The 13553-nt window shown below is 70.0% G+C and carries 14 protein-coding genes; 6 read left to right on the top strand and 8 right to left on the bottom strand.

Annotated features, from left to right (window positions below):
* Nucleotides 1–6: 6 nt before the first annotated feature.
* From ACZ7D7_RS06420 to ACZ7D7_RS06410, 3 genes are all read left to right on the top strand, one after another.
* Complete coding sequence (locus tag ACZ7D7_RS06420) at nucleotides 7–717, top strand: TetR/AcrR family transcriptional regulator (protein ID WP_470822813.1); 711 nt, start codon at nucleotides 7–9, stop codon at nucleotides 715–717.
* Between the two features lie 103 nt (nucleotides 718–820).
* Nucleotides 821–1060: a heavy-metal-associated domain-containing protein gene (locus tag ACZ7D7_RS06415; protein ID WP_470822812.1), complete on the top strand. Its 240-nt coding sequence runs from the start codon at nucleotides 821–823 to the stop codon at nucleotides 1058–1060.
* 113 nt (nucleotides 1061–1173) lie between these two features.
* Nucleotides 1174–3465, top strand: coding sequence for a heavy metal translocating P-type ATPase (locus tag ACZ7D7_RS06410; protein WP_470822811.1), 2292 nt, complete (start codon nucleotides 1174–1176; stop codon nucleotides 3463–3465).
* 642 nt (nucleotides 3466–4107) lie between these two features.
* Here the strand turns inward: ACZ7D7_RS06410 and ACZ7D7_RS06405 are convergent.
* From ACZ7D7_RS06405 to ACZ7D7_RS06385, 5 genes are all read right to left on the bottom strand, one after another.
* A complete protein-coding gene (locus tag ACZ7D7_RS06405; RefSeq protein WP_470822810.1) occupies nucleotides 4108–5397 on the bottom strand; it encodes a citrate synthase in 1290 nt (429 codons plus the stop codon).
* A 210-nt stretch (nucleotides 5398–5607) separates the two neighbouring features.
* Complete coding sequence (gene recD2, locus ACZ7D7_RS06400) at nucleotides 5608–7881, bottom strand: SF1B family DNA helicase RecD2 (RefSeq protein ID WP_470822809.1); 2274 nt, start codon at nucleotides 7879–7881, stop codon at nucleotides 5608–5610.
* Nucleotides 7882–7921: 40 nt separating this feature from the next.
* Nucleotides 7922–8272, bottom strand: coding sequence for a hypothetical protein (locus ACZ7D7_RS06395; RefSeq protein ID WP_470823194.1), 351 nt, complete (start codon nucleotides 8270–8272; stop codon nucleotides 7922–7924).
* 55 nt (nucleotides 8273–8327) lie between these two features.
* On the bottom strand, nucleotides 8328–8513 hold the full coding sequence (locus ACZ7D7_RS06390; protein WP_470822808.1) for a DUF397 domain-containing protein: 186 nt from the start codon (nucleotides 8511–8513) through the stop codon (nucleotides 8328–8330).
* Nucleotides 8514–8521: 8 nt separating this feature from the next.
* The gene (locus tag ACZ7D7_RS06385) at nucleotides 8522–9358 is read right to left on the bottom strand and encodes a helix-turn-helix domain-containing protein (protein WP_470823193.1); all 837 of its coding nucleotides are present in this window, start codon (nucleotides 9356–9358) and stop codon (nucleotides 8522–8524) included.
* 211 nt (nucleotides 9359–9569) lie between these two features.
* On the opposite strand from ACZ7D7_RS06385, the gene ACZ7D7_RS06380 reads away from it, so the two are divergent.
* Together ACZ7D7_RS06380 and ACZ7D7_RS06375 are read left to right on the top strand one after the other, a co-directional pair.
* Complete coding sequence (locus tag ACZ7D7_RS06380) at nucleotides 9570–9989, top strand: ATP-binding protein (protein WP_470822807.1); 420 nt, start codon at nucleotides 9570–9572, stop codon at nucleotides 9987–9989.
* A gap of 170 nt (nucleotides 9990–10159) precedes the next feature.
* Complete coding sequence (locus tag ACZ7D7_RS06375) at nucleotides 10160–11071, top strand: hypothetical protein (RefSeq protein WP_470822806.1); 912 nt, start codon at nucleotides 10160–10162, stop codon at nucleotides 11069–11071.
* A gap of 85 nt (nucleotides 11072–11156) precedes the next feature.
* Here the strand turns inward: ACZ7D7_RS06375 and ACZ7D7_RS06370 are convergent, their stop codons facing one another.
* The 3 genes from ACZ7D7_RS06370 to ACZ7D7_RS06360 form a co-directional block, all read right to left on the bottom strand.
* On the bottom strand, nucleotides 11157–11849 hold the full coding sequence (locus ACZ7D7_RS06370; RefSeq protein ID WP_470822805.1) for a hypothetical protein: 693 nt from the start codon (nucleotides 11847–11849) through the stop codon (nucleotides 11157–11159).
* Between the two features lie 61 nt (nucleotides 11850–11910).
* Nucleotides 11911–12378, bottom strand: coding sequence for a PIN domain-containing protein (locus tag ACZ7D7_RS06365; protein WP_470822804.1), 468 nt, complete (start codon nucleotides 12376–12378; stop codon nucleotides 11911–11913).
* On the bottom strand, nucleotides 12368–12637 hold the full coding sequence (locus ACZ7D7_RS06360; protein ID WP_470822803.1) for a type II toxin-antitoxin system Phd/YefM family antitoxin: 270 nt from the start codon (nucleotides 12635–12637) through the stop codon (nucleotides 12368–12370). The genes ACZ7D7_RS06365 and ACZ7D7_RS06360 overlap by 11 nt, the downstream gene beginning before the upstream one ends.
* A 133-nt stretch (nucleotides 12638–12770) precedes the next feature.
* On the opposite strand from ACZ7D7_RS06360, the gene ACZ7D7_RS06355 reads away from it, so the two are divergent.
* The gene (locus ACZ7D7_RS06355) at nucleotides 12771–13484 is read left to right on the top strand and encodes a hypothetical protein (protein WP_470822802.1); all 714 of its coding nucleotides are present in this window, start codon (nucleotides 12771–12773) and stop codon (nucleotides 13482–13484) included.
* Nucleotides 13485–13553 lie beyond the last annotated feature (69 nt).

The raw sequence follows: 13553 nt of genomic DNA, 5'->3' as shown, positions 1-13553 counted from the left end.
TGACGCGTGCCAGAGAACCGCGAGAGGACCACCGAGAGGCCCGGCGAGGAGCAGTCGGCGAGACCCGGCGAGGAGCAGTCGGCCGAGAACAGGCCGCGCCGCCGCCAGGCCCGCGGCGAGCGCCGCATCGCCCAACTGCTGGAGGCCGCCGCCTCGGTCTTCTGCACGACCGGGTACACGGCGGCGAGCACCAACGCCATCGCCCGCGAGGCCGGCGTCTCACCGGGCACGCTCTACCAGTTCTTCCCGAACAAGGAAGCGATCGCGATCGAGCTGGGCGAGCGGCTCATGCACCAGATGCGCGAGACGTACGGCGAGGCACTCGCCCCGGTCGACCCGGCCACACCCCTGGAGGAGGCCGTCGGCGCGACGGTCGACCGCTTCATCGACTTCAACTGCCGCCACCCGGTGTTCTTCGCGCTGATGCACGGCCCCGACATTCCGGGCCGCATCACCGAGGAGCACGACGCGCTCCACGCGACCCTGCTGTCCCGCATCGAGGCGCTGATCTCCTCGCTCGTGCCCGGCGCCCCCGCCGCCGACGTCTCGCGCACCGCGCAGGTCTGCCTCGGCATCTACAAGGCCGGCCTGGAACTCGTCCTGAGCCACGAGGGCGCCGAACGGGAGGCGTACGTACGGGAGTTGAAGAACGTCCTGCTGCGGTACCTCCGGCCGCTGGTCGACGCCGGCGAGCAGTCTTTGACGAATACCCCCTAGGGGTATAACTTGGATGACGTAGGGGCGACACAGGGACGCTTTCGGCCCCCGTCGACCCACTATGCCCCCATAGGACCCATACGCCTCGACGAGGAGTAACGACATGACCGCCCAGACCGACACCCCTGGTTCCGTCACCGCCGTCTACAAGGTGACCGGGATGAGCTGTGGCCACTGCGAGGGCTCCGTCTCCGCCGAGATCTCCGAGATCCCCGGCGTCCACTCGGTGAAGGCCGTCGCCGCCTCCGGCGAGGTCACCGTCGTCTCCGAGTCCCCGCTCGACGACGAGGCGGTCCGCGCCGCCGTCGACGAGGCCGGTTACGAGCTGGCCGGCAAGGCCTGAACCGCCCGGCGACGCGAGCCGCGCAGCGCATCGGCACCACCCTCCCGGCCCGGGCCGCGCCGACCGGTTCATACTGGCTCCGCACGGCCCGGTCCGTCGTCTGGAGTCCGGACATGACCAGCACCACCGCCAGCACCCCGAGCAGCAGCGCCGCCACAGCCCGCGCGGGCACCGGCACACCCCCGGGACTCTCCGAGGTCGAGCTGCGCATCGGCGGGATGACCTGCGCCTCCTGCGCAGCCCGCGTCGAGAAGAAGCTCAACCGCATGGACGGCGTGACCGCCACGGTGAACTACGCGACGGAGAAGGCCAAGGTCGCCTACCCCGCGGGCGTCGAGGTCGCCGACCTGATCGCCACCGTCGTGAAGACCGGGTACACCGCCGAGGAACCGCCCCCGCCGGAGCCCGAGCCCGAGGAGCCCGCCACGCCCGGCACGGGACCCGACGAGGACCCCGCGACGGCCGCGCTGCGCCTGCGCCTCCTCGTCTGCGCCGCCCTCGCCGTCCCCGTCGTCGCCCTGTCGATGGTCCCGGCCCTGCAGTTCGACAACTGGCAGTGGCTCTCGCTGACCCTCGCGGCGCCCGTCGTCGTCTGGGGCGGCCTGCCGTTCCACCGCGCCGCCTGGACGAACGTCCGGCACGGCGCGGCCACCATGGACACCCTGGTCTGCGTGGGCACGCTGGCGGCGTTCGGCTGGTCCCTGTGGGCGCTGTTCCTCGGCGACGCGGGCATGCCCGGCATGCGCCACGGCTTCAGCCCGGTCGTCTCGCGCGCGGACGGCGCCTCCGCCATCTACCTGGAGGTCGCCGCCGGGGTCACCACGTTCATCCTGCTCGGCCGCTACCTGGAGGCCCGCTCCAAGCGGCGCGCGGGGGCGGCGCTCAGGGCGCTCATGGAGCTCGGCGCCAAGGATGTGGCCGTACTGCGGGGCGGCTCCGAGGTCCGCGTCCCGGTCGGGCGGCTCGCGGTCGGCGACCGGTTCGTCGTACGACCCGGCGAGAAGATCGCCACCGACGGCACCGTGGTCGAGGGCGCCTCCGCCGTGGACGCCTCGATGCTGACGGGAGAGTCGGTGCCGGTGGACGTCTCCGTGGGCGACACGGTCGCCGGGGCCACCGTCAACGCCGGCGGGCGGCTGGTCGTGGAGGCCACCCGCGTCGGTTCCGGCACGCAGCTCGCGCGAATGGCGAAGCTCGTGGAGGACGCGCAGAACGGCAAGGCGGAGGTGCAGCGGCTCGCCGACCGGATTTCCGCGGTCTTCGTGCCCGTGGTGCTGCTGATCGCGGCGGGCACCTTCGGCGGCTGGCTCGGCGCGACCGGCGACACCGTCGCGGCGTTCACCGCGGCCGTCGCGGTCCTGATCATCGCCTGTCCGTGCGCGCTGGGCCTCGCCACGCCGACCGCGCTCATGGTCGGCACCGGGCGCGGCGCGCAGCTCGGCATCCTCATCAAGGGCCCGGAGGTCCTGGAGTCCACGCGCCGCGTCGACACGGTCGTCCTGGACAAGACGGGCACGGTCACCACCGGCCGCATGACCCTTCAGGAGGTGTACGTCGCCGACGGCGCCGACGAGAAGCAGGTGCTGCGGCTCGCGGGCGCCGTCGAGGACGCCTCCGAGCATCCCGTCGCCCGGGCCGTCGCCACCGGCGCGCGGGAGCGGACCGGCCCGCTGCCGCCGGCCGAGGGCTTCGAGAACGTGCCCGGCAGGGGCGTACGCGCGCGCGTGGAGGGCCACGAGGTGGCGGTCGGCCGCCTGTACGGCGAGGAGCTGCCCGAGAGCCTCGCACGCGCGCGTGCGGCCGCCGAGCGCGACGGCCGCACGGCGGTCGTCGTCGGCTGGGACGGCGCGGCGCACGGCGTGCTGGCCGTCGCGGACGCCGTGAAGGAGACCAGCGCCGAGGCGGTGCGCGAGCTGCGCGCCCTCGGGCTCACGCCGGTCCTGCTCACCGGGGACAACCGCCTGGTCGCCGAGTCCGTCGCCCGCGCCGTCGGCGTCGACGAGGTGATCGCCGAGGTGCTGCCCGAGGACAAGGTCGACGTCGTACGGCGGTTGCGGGCCGAGGGGCGGACCGTGGCCATGGTCGGCGACGGGGTCAACGACGCCGCCGCGCTCGCCGCCGCGGACCTCGGGCTCGCGATGGGCACCGGGACCGACGCCGCGATCGAGGCGGGTGATCTGACGCTGGTGCGCGGGGACCTGAGGGTGGCCGCCGACGCGATACGGCTGTCGCGGCGGACGCTGGCCACGATCAAGGGCAACCTCGTCTGGGCCTTCGGCTACAACGTGGCCGCGCTGCCGCTGGCCGCCGCCGGACTGCTCAACCCGATGATCGCGGGCGCGGCGATGGCGTTCTCGTCGGTTTTCGTGGTGACGAACAGCCTGCGTCTTCGGCGATTTTCCTGACGACAGGGCCCCATGGCCCCTGGAGTCCCGGGCCGGGCTCACATAAGCTCTTCACAAGGCTCACGCATCTTCCTTACGCTTGGGTTTCGAGTCGCTGTTTCAGGGCTCTTGCGCACTTAACGGACATTTGCAAGAGACGCAGATCACAGTGACACGAACGTAACCATCGAAGGGGTTCGAAGGTCTAAGTTGACGATGCCGGGAGCGTCTTGGGGGGCGCTTCCCGACATCTGGAGACTGTCTTGGGGGACTGTCTCCGGAAGATGCGTTGCCGGGGCACCGTACGCCGGGAAGCTTTGAGCGGCCCTCCCGGGCGTGCGCTGTCCCGGCAGACCGCACCAGCACCACCGCACCACCCCGTGCCCGTCGGGTTCACCCGTCAGGCACAACAGCGATTCAGGCGCTGTTCTCACAAGCGCCCGGCCGGATCCCGTGGGGGGAATCCGCACCGGGACATGGGAAGGCGCCCTGGACGCCGGCCCGTGGGGGGACCGGCGCCGGGGCGCCTTCTGCTGTGTGCGGCCTCCTCGGCCCCGCCGCGGCCCGCTGCCGCCGGGCCTGCCGCGTACAGCGGGCCCCGCACCCGGGATACAGCGGGCCCCGCACCCGGGCTCGGGTACGGGGCCTGAAAGACGCTGCGGCTCAGCGCTCCTCGACGGGAACGAAGTCGCGCTCGACGACGCCCGTGTAGATCTGGCGCGGGCGGCCGATGCGGGAGCCCGGCTCCTTGATCATCTCGTGCCACTGGGCGATCCAGCCCGGCAGCCGGCCGAGGGCGAACAGGACCGTGAACATCTCGGTCGGGAAGCCCATGGCCCGGTAGATCAGGCCGGTGTAGAAGTCCACGTTCGGGTAGAGGCTGCGCGAGACGAAGTAGTCGTCGGAGAGCGCGTGCTCCTCCAGCTTCAGCGCGATGTCCAGCAGCTCGTCGGACTTGCCGAGAGCGGACAGCACGTCGTGCGCGGCGGCCTTGATGATCTTGGCGCGCGGGTCGAAGTTCTTGTAGACCCGGTGGCCGAAGCCCATCAGGCGGACGCCGTCCTCCTTGTTCTTCACCTTGCGGATGAAGGAGTCCACGTCGCCGCCGGAGTCGCGGATGCCCTCCAGCATCTCCAGCACGGACTGGTTGGCGCCGCCGTGCAGCGGGCCCCAGAGCGCGTTGATGCCGGCGGAGATCGAGGCGAACATGTTCGCCTGCGAGGAGCCGACCAGGCGGACCGTGGAGGTCGAGCAGTTCTGCTCGTGGTCCGCGTGCAGGATCAGCAGCTTGTCGAGCGCGGAGACCACGATCGGGTCCAGGTCGTACTCCTGCGCCGGGACCGAGAAGGTCATCCGCAGGAAGTTCTCGACGTAGCCCAGGTCGTTGCGCGGGTAGACGAACGGGTGGCCCACGGACTTCTTGTACGCGTAGGCCGCGATCGTCGGCAGCTTCGCCAGCAGGCGGATGGTGGAGAGGTTGCGCTGCTGCTCGTCGAACGGGTTGTGGCTGTCCTGGTAGAACGTCGACAGCGCCGAGACCACGGACGACAGCATGGCCATCGGGTGGGCGTCGCGGGGGAAGCCACGGTAGAAGTTCTTGACGTCCTCGTGCAGCAGGGTGTGCTGCGTGATGTCGTTCTTGAACACCGTGAGCTCGTCCACCGTGGGCAGCTCACCGTTGATCAGCAGGTAGGCGACCTCCAGGAAGGTGGAGCGCTCGGCCAGCTGCTCGATCGGGTAGCCGCGGTAGCGGAGGATGCCCGCCTCGCCGTCCAGATACGTGACGCCGGATTTGTAGGCGGCGGTGTTTCCGTAGCCGCTGTCCAGCGTCACCAGACCGGTCTGGGCGCGGAGCTTGCCGATGTCGAAGCCCTTGTCGCCGACGGTGCTGTCGATCACCGGGTAGGTGTACTCGTTGCCGTCGTACCGCAGTACTACAGAGTTGTCGCTCACGTCTTCCCTCACCGACGTTGTGCCTCATCTTCGAGGTGCCCTGACTGTCTCTACCATCCCCCACTTGGCTCAGGAGAGTGCACTCGGGGTCGACCATCGGGCCTACTGACGGCACTCAGTGCCGCCAACTTGCTCATCCTGCCCCCTGTCTCCCGGTTCCGGAAGTGCCATGTGACCTTTACGACTCATTTGATCGATCATTTTTCGCTCTCAGCCGCCGAGAGGGCGCGGTGAGCCCGCGAGACGGTGGTCCAGAGCCGTGCAGCGGCGACCCGCCGACACCGTGCGCACCGCCTGTCCGATCGCCTTGCGCGAGCCGACCAGGACGACGAGCCTCTTCGCCCGCGTCACCGCCGTGTACAGCAGGTTCCGCTGGAGCATCATCCACGCGCCCGTGGTGACCGGGATGACCACGGCCGGGTACTCGCTGCCCTGCGAACGGTGGATCGTCACGGCGTAGGCGTGGGCGAGTTCGTCCAGTTCGTCGAATTCGTACGGCACCTCCTCGTCCTCGTCCGTCAGCACCGTGAGGCGCTGGTCGACCGGATCGAGCGAGGTGACGACGCCCACGGTGCCGTTGAAGACACCGTTCTTCCCTTTCTCGTAATTGTTGCGAATCTGGGTGACCTTGTCGCCGACGCGGAAGACCCGCCCGCCGAACCGCTTCTCCGGCAGGTCGGGGCGGCCGGGGGTCACCGCCTGCTGGAGCAGGCCGTTGAGCGTGCCCGCGCCCGCCGGGCCCCGGTGCATCGGCGCCAGCACCTGGACGTCGCGGCGCGGGTCGAGGCCGAACTTGGCCGGAATCCGCCGGGCCGCCACGTCCACCGTGAGCCGCCCGGCCTCCTCCGTGTCGTCCTCGACGAAGAGGAAGAAGTCCTTCATGCCGTCGGTCACCGGATGCTGCCCCGCGTTGATCCGGTGCGCGTTGGTGACCACGCCGGACTGCTGCGCCTGCCGGAACACGCGCGTGAGGCGCACCGCCGGCACCGGGCTGCCGTCGGCCAGCAGGTCCCGCAGCACCTCCCCCGCCCCGACGCTGGGCAACTGGTCCACGTCCCCGACGAACAGCAGATGGGCGCCCGGCGGTACGGCCTTGACCAGCTTGTTGGCGAGCAGCAGGTCCAGCATGGACGCCTCGTCGACCACCACCAGGTCGGCGTCCAGCGGACGGTCCTTGTCGTACGCCGCGTCGCCGCCGGGCTTCAGCTCCAGCAGGCGGTGCACGGTGGACGCCTCGGCGCCGGTCAGCTCCGCGAGCCGCTTGGCGGCGCGGCCGGTCGGCGCGGCGAGCAGCACCTTGGCCTGCTTCGCGCGGGCCAACTCCACGATCGAGCGCACGGTGAAGGACTTGCCGCAGCCGGGGCCACCGGTCAGGACGGCGACCTTCTCGGTGAGCGCGAGCCTCACGGCCGCCTCCTGCTCGGGCGCGAGCTCGGCGCCCGTACGGCCCTTCAGCCAGGCCAGCGCCTTGTCCCAGGCGACGTCACGGAAGCCGGGCATACGGTCCTCGTCGGTGCGCAGCAGGCGCAACAGCTGGGCGGACAGGGCGACTTCGGCGCGGTGGAAGGGGACGAGATAGATGGCCGTGACGGCGTCCTGGCCGCCGCCGTCGGGGGCGGGCACCTTCTCCCGTACGACCCCGGGGTCCTCGCCGTCCTCGGCAGGCGCGGCCAGCTCGGCGAGACACTCGATGACGAGCCCGGTGTCGACCTGGAGCAGCTTCACCGCGTCCTTGATCAGCTGCTCCTCGGGGAGGTAGCAGTTGCCCTGGTCGGTGGCCTGGGACAGGGCGTACTGCAGGCCCGCCTTCACCCGCTCCGGGCTGTCGTGCGGGATGCCGACGGACTGGGCGATCTTGTCGGCGGTGAGGAAGCCGATGCCCCAGATGTCGGAGGCGAGCCGGTAGGGCTGGTTCTTGACGACGGAGATCGACGCGTCGCCGTACTTCTTGTAGATCCGGACCGCGATCGACGTGGACACCTCGACGGTCTGGAGGAAGAGCATGACCTCCTTGATCGCCTTCTGCTCCTCCCAGGCGTCGGCGATCTTCTTCGTCCGCTTGGGGCCGAGGCCGGGCACCTCGATCAGGCGCTTCGGCTCCTCCTCGATGACGCGGAGGGTGTCGGTCCCGAAGTGCTGCGTGATGCGGTCGGCGAAGACCGGTCCGATGCCCTTGACGAGGCCGGAGCCGAGGTAGCGCCGGATGCCCTGGACGGTGGCCGGGAGGACGGTCGTGTAGTTCTCGACGTGGAACTGCTTCCCGTACTGCGGGTGCGACCCCCAGCGCCCCTCCATGCGCAGCGACTCCCCCGCCTGCGCGCCGAGCAGCGCGCCGACGACGGTGAGCAGATCGCCGGCGCCCCGGCCGGTGTCGACCCGGGCGACCGTGTAGCCGTTCTCCTCGTTGGCATACGTGATGCGCTCCAGGACACCCTCGAGCACGGCCATGCGGCGCTCGCCGCCGCTTCCCGGTGGTTGTGCCATGGGTCCGACGGTACCGGTGGGGTGTGACAGCCGCGGCCGGTCAGGGTGCGGGGGCGCGCTCGGCCGGCGTTGCGGCGTCGCCGTCGCCGTCGAGGAGACGAAGCAGTACGGCGGCCTCGGCGCGGAGGCGGGCGGCCCGGTCGGCATGGGCGGGGGCCGTCAACTGCGCGGCCGCTTCGAGCCGTTCGTCGGCCTCGGCCCGCACGATGTCCCGTACGCCGTCCTCGCTCAGCTCGCACCGCACCGCCTCGGTGGCACCGGCCCCGACGGGCGACTCCTCGATCGCGAGGCCGCGCAGGTCGCCCGCGCTCACGGGGGCCGCCTCCGCGTTGTCCAGCGCGGCGAGCGTGGCGCGCAGGGCGCTCACCGCGGCCTTGTCACGGGCGCGCATGGCTTCGGGGAGGGCACGGCGCATACGGAGGCGGAGGGGCATGGCGGCGCTCGTTTCAGGGGCGGGGGGAACGCTTCAGGGCGTCGAGGAAGGCGGAGAAGGATTCGGCGGGGAAGGTGAGGGTGGCTCGGCCGCGGGCCTTGGTGTCGCGGACGGATATGCGGGTGGGGGTGGTGGCTACCTCCACGCAGTTGTTGCCGTCGTCCGGGCCCGAGTAGGACGACTTCCGCCAGTTGCCCATGGGACAGCTCAGAGCTCCTTCGCCAGCCGGTGGATGAAGTCACGGGACCGCTCGGCGTCCAGCGACACGTCCTCCACTTTACGGAAGCGCGTTCGAAAGACGTTGAGTTGCGCCTCGGAGTCGATGAAGGCCGACCCGTGGGGTACGTCTCGCACCACTGTGTCCAGCTTCGGGACAGGGCCACTGACGTACGTCATCGCGCTGGCGGCGTTTGCGAAGTTGTCCAGGTCGAAGGGGATGACGCGCACGGTGACGCGGTCCGCCTCGGACACCTCCAGGAGCTTGACGAGCTGGTCTCGCGAAACAGCGCGGTCGCCGACCCTGATACGCAGAGCGGACTCGTGGACCACCAGCGTGTACGGAACCGTGAGTTGCTGACGCCGCATCCGGAGGCGCACACGCAACTCCAGCTCTTCCTGAGTGAGTTCGGGAATGCGGCCACGGAAGACCGCGCGAGCGTAGTCCTCGGTCTGGAGCAGGCCGGGCACATAGAGGATCGCCACCTCACGCAGCGACCTGGCGTGATGCTCCAGCTCGGCCAGATCGAGGAACGACGTCGGCAGTGACCCTCGGTACTCCTCCCACCAGCCGCGCGTTCGGTCCGTCGCCAGCGCGGCGAGCGCATCGATGAACTGCGCATCCGTACAGGCGTAGTGAGAGGCGAGGCGACGGAGTCTCTGCTCGCTCACACCGGTCAGGCCGGATTCGATGTGGCTGATCTGAACCCGACCCGCCCCCAGCAGCGCTGCCGCCTCGCGTGCGGTGAGCCCGGCCGCCTCACGGAGCCTGCGCAACTCGGTCCCCAGGCGCATCTGACGTGCGGTGGGTTCGCGCCTCAGGACCATCAACTGCTCCTTGCTCAACATGCCTGCGAGTGCGGCCCGTTCGGGGACAGATTACGCGATCCACTTGCCCGGGATAACAGGTTAGCCCTACCGTCGGTGACGCGATGAGCACTCTGCGGAAGCGCACCGCTCCGTCCTGCCATGACGGCTGCGGCAATGACACCGCGGGCCGCGCACCCCATTTCCTCACTCACCGAACCGGAGCCGCCGCATGCCCGAAAACGAACCCTGGGAGTACTCCCTGTACATCCCGAACGACGTCCGCGCCGTCACCGTCAGCCGCCGCACCCTCCGGCTGATCCTGACCATGCACGGCCTCATCGGCCTGGTGGACATGGCCGAGCTGCTCGCGACGGAGCTGGTCTCCAACGCCGTACGGCACACGAAGGGCCCCGCCGCCCTGCGGGTGCGGTGGTCACCGCCGGGCACGCTGCGCATCGCGGCGTGGGACGCGGACCCCGAACCTCCGGAGCCGCCGGTGCCGTTGGAGCGGGTGGCCGAGGCGCCCGAGTCGGAGGACGGGCGGGGCCTGGCGCTGGTGCGAGCCTGCTCCGACCTGTGGGGCTGGCACCCGCTGTCACGGCACGGCAACCGGGGGAAGCTCATCTGGTGCGAACTGGCGGCGGCCTGACCGGAGCCGCCGGAGGAGACGGTCCCGCAGAAGTGGCCATGTGGGCCGCCGCACGCCCCGGCCTGAAAAGGCCGCGTGGAGATCATTCCAGTAGTGCCACAGTGGACGTCAGGAAGAGCAACCGGGTCTCGACGACGGCCCTCTCAGTGCATCGGCAAGCGGGAGACATCATGACGAGTGCGGAGAATTCCACGCGGCAGCCCGTGTCGCGACGCCGCGTCACAACCCGGGAAGACGCCCTGTTCGACGGAGTTCCGGATCACCTGGTCCGCCCGCTGAAAGCTTGGATCAGCAAGTATCTTGACGACCGTCCGGAGCTGACCGAGAGGGTTGCCCTGCGGATGCACGTCGCCCTCGACGCCCCACACCCCGAACAGCTTGTCGAGACCGTTTCCAGCGACGATCCCTCAAAGCTGCTCGATGTCGTCGACGTCGCGCTGCACCTCGACAAGCGCCTCTGGTGGGAACTTGATGTCAGCGGCCCCGAACGCAAGATGGAGGCCGGCCTCGCCGATTGGATCGCTGCCTTCGGCTGGCCGAAGGGAAGTCGCGCGGCAGCGGTCGAAGCGCTCGACGAGATGCTCATGGATGCCGGCTCGGCGTTTGGGGTCGACTGGCGTCAACGACGCCTGCAGCGCCGAGTCGACGCGACAGTAACCGTCACGGCCGAACAGACCATGACCATGGACGCGGGAGGGCATCTTCGGGCCTCCTGGACCGCCGTGTACGGTCGGCACCCGGATCCTTCGAAGGCGTACGACGAGGCGGTCCGGGCCGTGGAGGCAGCAGCCATCCCGGTTGTGCTGCCGAACGGCACGAGAGAGACCCTCGGCAAGGTTCTTGCGCATCTCACACACGCCGGCGACAAATGGGAACTGGCAATCGAGGGGCCGAACGGTGGTGACGTCGCCTCGCTGACCGAGATGATCAGCTTGTTGTGGAAGGGACACGTTGCCCGCCACGCCGGGAGCCCCAACTTCCGACCTCAGCGTCAGGACGAAGCACGGATGGCGGTTCATCTCGCTTCAACACTCGTGCAGTGGTTCATCAGTGGAGCCGTCCGACCACGAAAGTCAGGGTGAGTTCAGAGCCTTCCCCCACCAAGGCCGAAGCCTCGCGGGCCTGTCGGATCTATGCCTGTGGTCAGGCCACCTCTCACCTCGCGCGTCAGCCGCCGTTGAGCGCGCTGCTGATGTCCCGGAGGCGCTCCTCGGGCAGGGCGAAGGTGTTGCCGGGGTTCCGGTAGGAGTACCCGCCGTCATTGACCCAGACGCCGTCTGCCGGCCTCCAGTGGGCGGGAGTCCACAGGCCCTGGTTCTGCAGGAGCATCCCCGCCACTTCGGCGGGTTCCTCGATCACGGTGAGAGCGGCGAGCGCAGGGGTGAGGGCCGCGACCGCGTCGTCGGGAAGCTGTGCGTCGCCGAACATGGGGAAGAGCAGCAGAAGACGGACGGCGGTGTCCTGGTCCCCCGCCCCCGGCTGCCGAGCCGCGGACAGCAGTTCCGGCCAGGCCAGTCCGGGCCCCATGAAGTGCCCGTCGACGGCGGCGAGGGTCTCCGCCTCGGGCCAGGACGGGTGGTGCATCACGTAGTCGACCCCGTGCTCGCCCTCGAAGTTGCGGTAGACGACGTGGATGGTGTGGCCGGAACGCAGGGGCACGCTGAACACCGGCCATGCGTCCTCGGCGGACAGCACGCGGTACAGCTCCGAGGCCGCGTCCCAGTCGGCGCCGAAGGCCGCCCGTTGCGCGTCCTCCCCGCGCAAGGAGGCGCCGAGGTGCACGGGCCAGAACAACGGGTTGTCCAGGTGGACGCCGCCGTCGACCAGAGGGCCGCCTTCGTATCCGGGGATCTCGATCACACGAGGATGATGACACCGGGGCGCACCGCCGCCCTCCGCAAGGTCCGGCCCCGTCGGCCGATCACCCTTCGCGGGGCACCGCCGGGCGAGTCACCGGAACCACGGTGAGGAGGTCGTCCAGCCCTTTGAAGTCGTCGGGGTTGGTGGTGAAGAGCGGGAGGTCCTCGGCCACCGCGATGGCGGCGATCATCAGATCGGCCACTCGGCGGCGCGGCTTGCGGCCCGCGCTGATCACCGCGGCACAGATGCGACCGTAGATACGGGCTGCCTCGGCGTCGAAGGGAATGGGGTCGAATTCGTTCTCGGCGCGCTGGAGGACGTCGAGCCTGCGGGCGCGCTCGGCGTACTCGTCGTAATCGCTCTGTTCGTCGTCGCGACGCACCTCATGCGGACCGGCGGACAGCTCGGCCAGGGTGATGGCCGTGATCGCCATCTCGTCGGGCAGTTCCTCGGGGTCCACCCACCGGCGCAAGATCATGATGTTGGTGTCGAGCAGCCCCTGCTCGTACGTCGGACGGTCAGCGCGCATAGGGATCGTCCAGGTACGTGTCGGCCGTGGCTTCCTGGTCGGCACGGAACGCGTCGAGATCGATGGCGGGGGCCGTCCTGGACATCGCGGCGAACTCCCGGCGGGAGACGAACCGCCGACGGCGACGGAGGGGGACGAGCTGCCCGATCGGGTGTCCGTCACGAGTGACGGTGAACGCCTGGCCCCCCTGTATGGCGTCCATGATCTCGCGGGACCGGTTGCGCAGATCTCGCTGGGTGATTTCGGGCTGAGCACTCATACCGACCAGAGTAGCGCCCGGTGGCACCGGGTGCTACGCCGTGCCACAACCCACACGCGATATCTGTCGAGTGGATGTGAAGTCACCGTGCAGTCAAGTGACTTGAGCCGAGCTGCTTCGCCATAGTGGCACCGTGATCGAGACCCTCATCGCCGCCTCCGGCTCGCTCATCGCCCTCGGGGCGTTGGTCGTGAGCTTCATGGCGCACCGGCATCAAGTGGCGCGAGCGGCGGCGCTCGACGAGCGTGAGGGGCGCGTCGAGGCGCGGGAGAGGGCGTTGGAGCGGCGCGAGCAGCGCGTTCAGGCGTCCATGATCGAGGTTCATGCCCGGGCCTCCCGGTCCGTGCTGCACGACGGGTGGGTGACGCCTCAGCTCCTGGTCGTGAATCCCAGCAACCAGCCCATCAGGGACCTGGCGGCGAGCTACCTCGGTGCTGCCGTGCCCGGCGTCTCCGGCTCCGTCGGGCCGGGGACCACACGCTCCTTCTCGCTGCCTCCGAACGACGGCCGCACCGAGCCACTCACGCACGACATCACCCTGTTCTTCACCGACGCCGCCGGGACGCGCTGGCGCCGGGACGGCGGTGGCGGTCTGCACCGTGGGGTGCGGGGAGCGGACGGCCGGTGGGAGTGGATGGACCGTGAAGAGCCGGTCATCGCGGAGTCACGGGCCGGTGATTACCTTCCCCAGCCCCAGCAGCTCCCCGGCTACGGGTATCCACAGGCGTCCGGCCTGCCGCCCCGACGCGCCTTCCCGCGCCGCCGGGCGGCCCTGGCCGTGGCCGCCGCCCTCGTCGTCCTCGTTGCCCTTGTCGTCCTCATCGTCCTCATCGTCCTGGCATCGTGATGCTCGGCCAGTAACTCAGCCGACGGAGCGGATCATCACGATCCGGTCTCAGCGGACACCTCAGGGGTT

The organism is Streptomyces sp. NPDC037054, from assembly GCF_055606745.1.
This window is presented reverse-complemented; position numbering and strand designations above follow the sequence as displayed.

Excerpts from the sequence above, each read along its gene's own strand:
- ACZ7D7_RS06415 (WP_470822812.1), top strand. The coding sequence starts at position 821 with ATGACCGCCCAGACCGACACCCCTGGTTCCGTCACCGCCGTCTACAAG.
- ACZ7D7_RS06410 (WP_470822811.1), top strand. The coding sequence starts at position 1,174 with ATGACCAGCACCACCGCCAGCACCCCGAGCAGCAGCGCCGCCACAGCC.
- recD2 (WP_470822809.1), bottom strand. The coding sequence starts at position 7,881 with ATGGCACAACCACCGGGAAGCGGCGGCGAGCGCCGCATGGCCGTGCTC.
- ACZ7D7_RS06395 (WP_470823194.1), bottom strand. The coding sequence starts at position 8,272 with ATGCGCGCCCGTGACAAGGCCGCGGTGAGCGCCCTGCGCGCCACGCTC.
- ACZ7D7_RS06390 (WP_470822808.1), bottom strand. The coding sequence starts at position 8,513 with ATGGGCAACTGGCGGAAGTCGTCCTACTCGGGCCCGGACGACGGCAAC.
- ACZ7D7_RS06385 (WP_470823193.1), bottom strand. The coding sequence starts at position 9,358 with ATGGTCCTGAGGCGCGAACCCACCGCACGTCAGATGCGCCTGGGGACC.
- ACZ7D7_RS06380 (WP_470822807.1), top strand. The coding sequence starts at position 9,570 with ATGCCCGAAAACGAACCCTGGGAGTACTCCCTGTACATCCCGAACGAC.
- ACZ7D7_RS06375 (WP_470822806.1), top strand. The coding sequence starts at position 10,160 with ATGACGAGTGCGGAGAATTCCACGCGGCAGCCCGTGTCGCGACGCCGC.
- ACZ7D7_RS06365 (WP_470822804.1), bottom strand. The coding sequence starts at position 12,378 with ATGCGCGCTGACCGTCCGACGTACGAGCAGGGGCTGCTCGACACCAAC.
- ACZ7D7_RS06360 (WP_470822803.1), bottom strand. The coding sequence starts at position 12,637 with ATGAGTGCTCAGCCCGAAATCACCCAGCGAGATCTGCGCAACCGGTCC.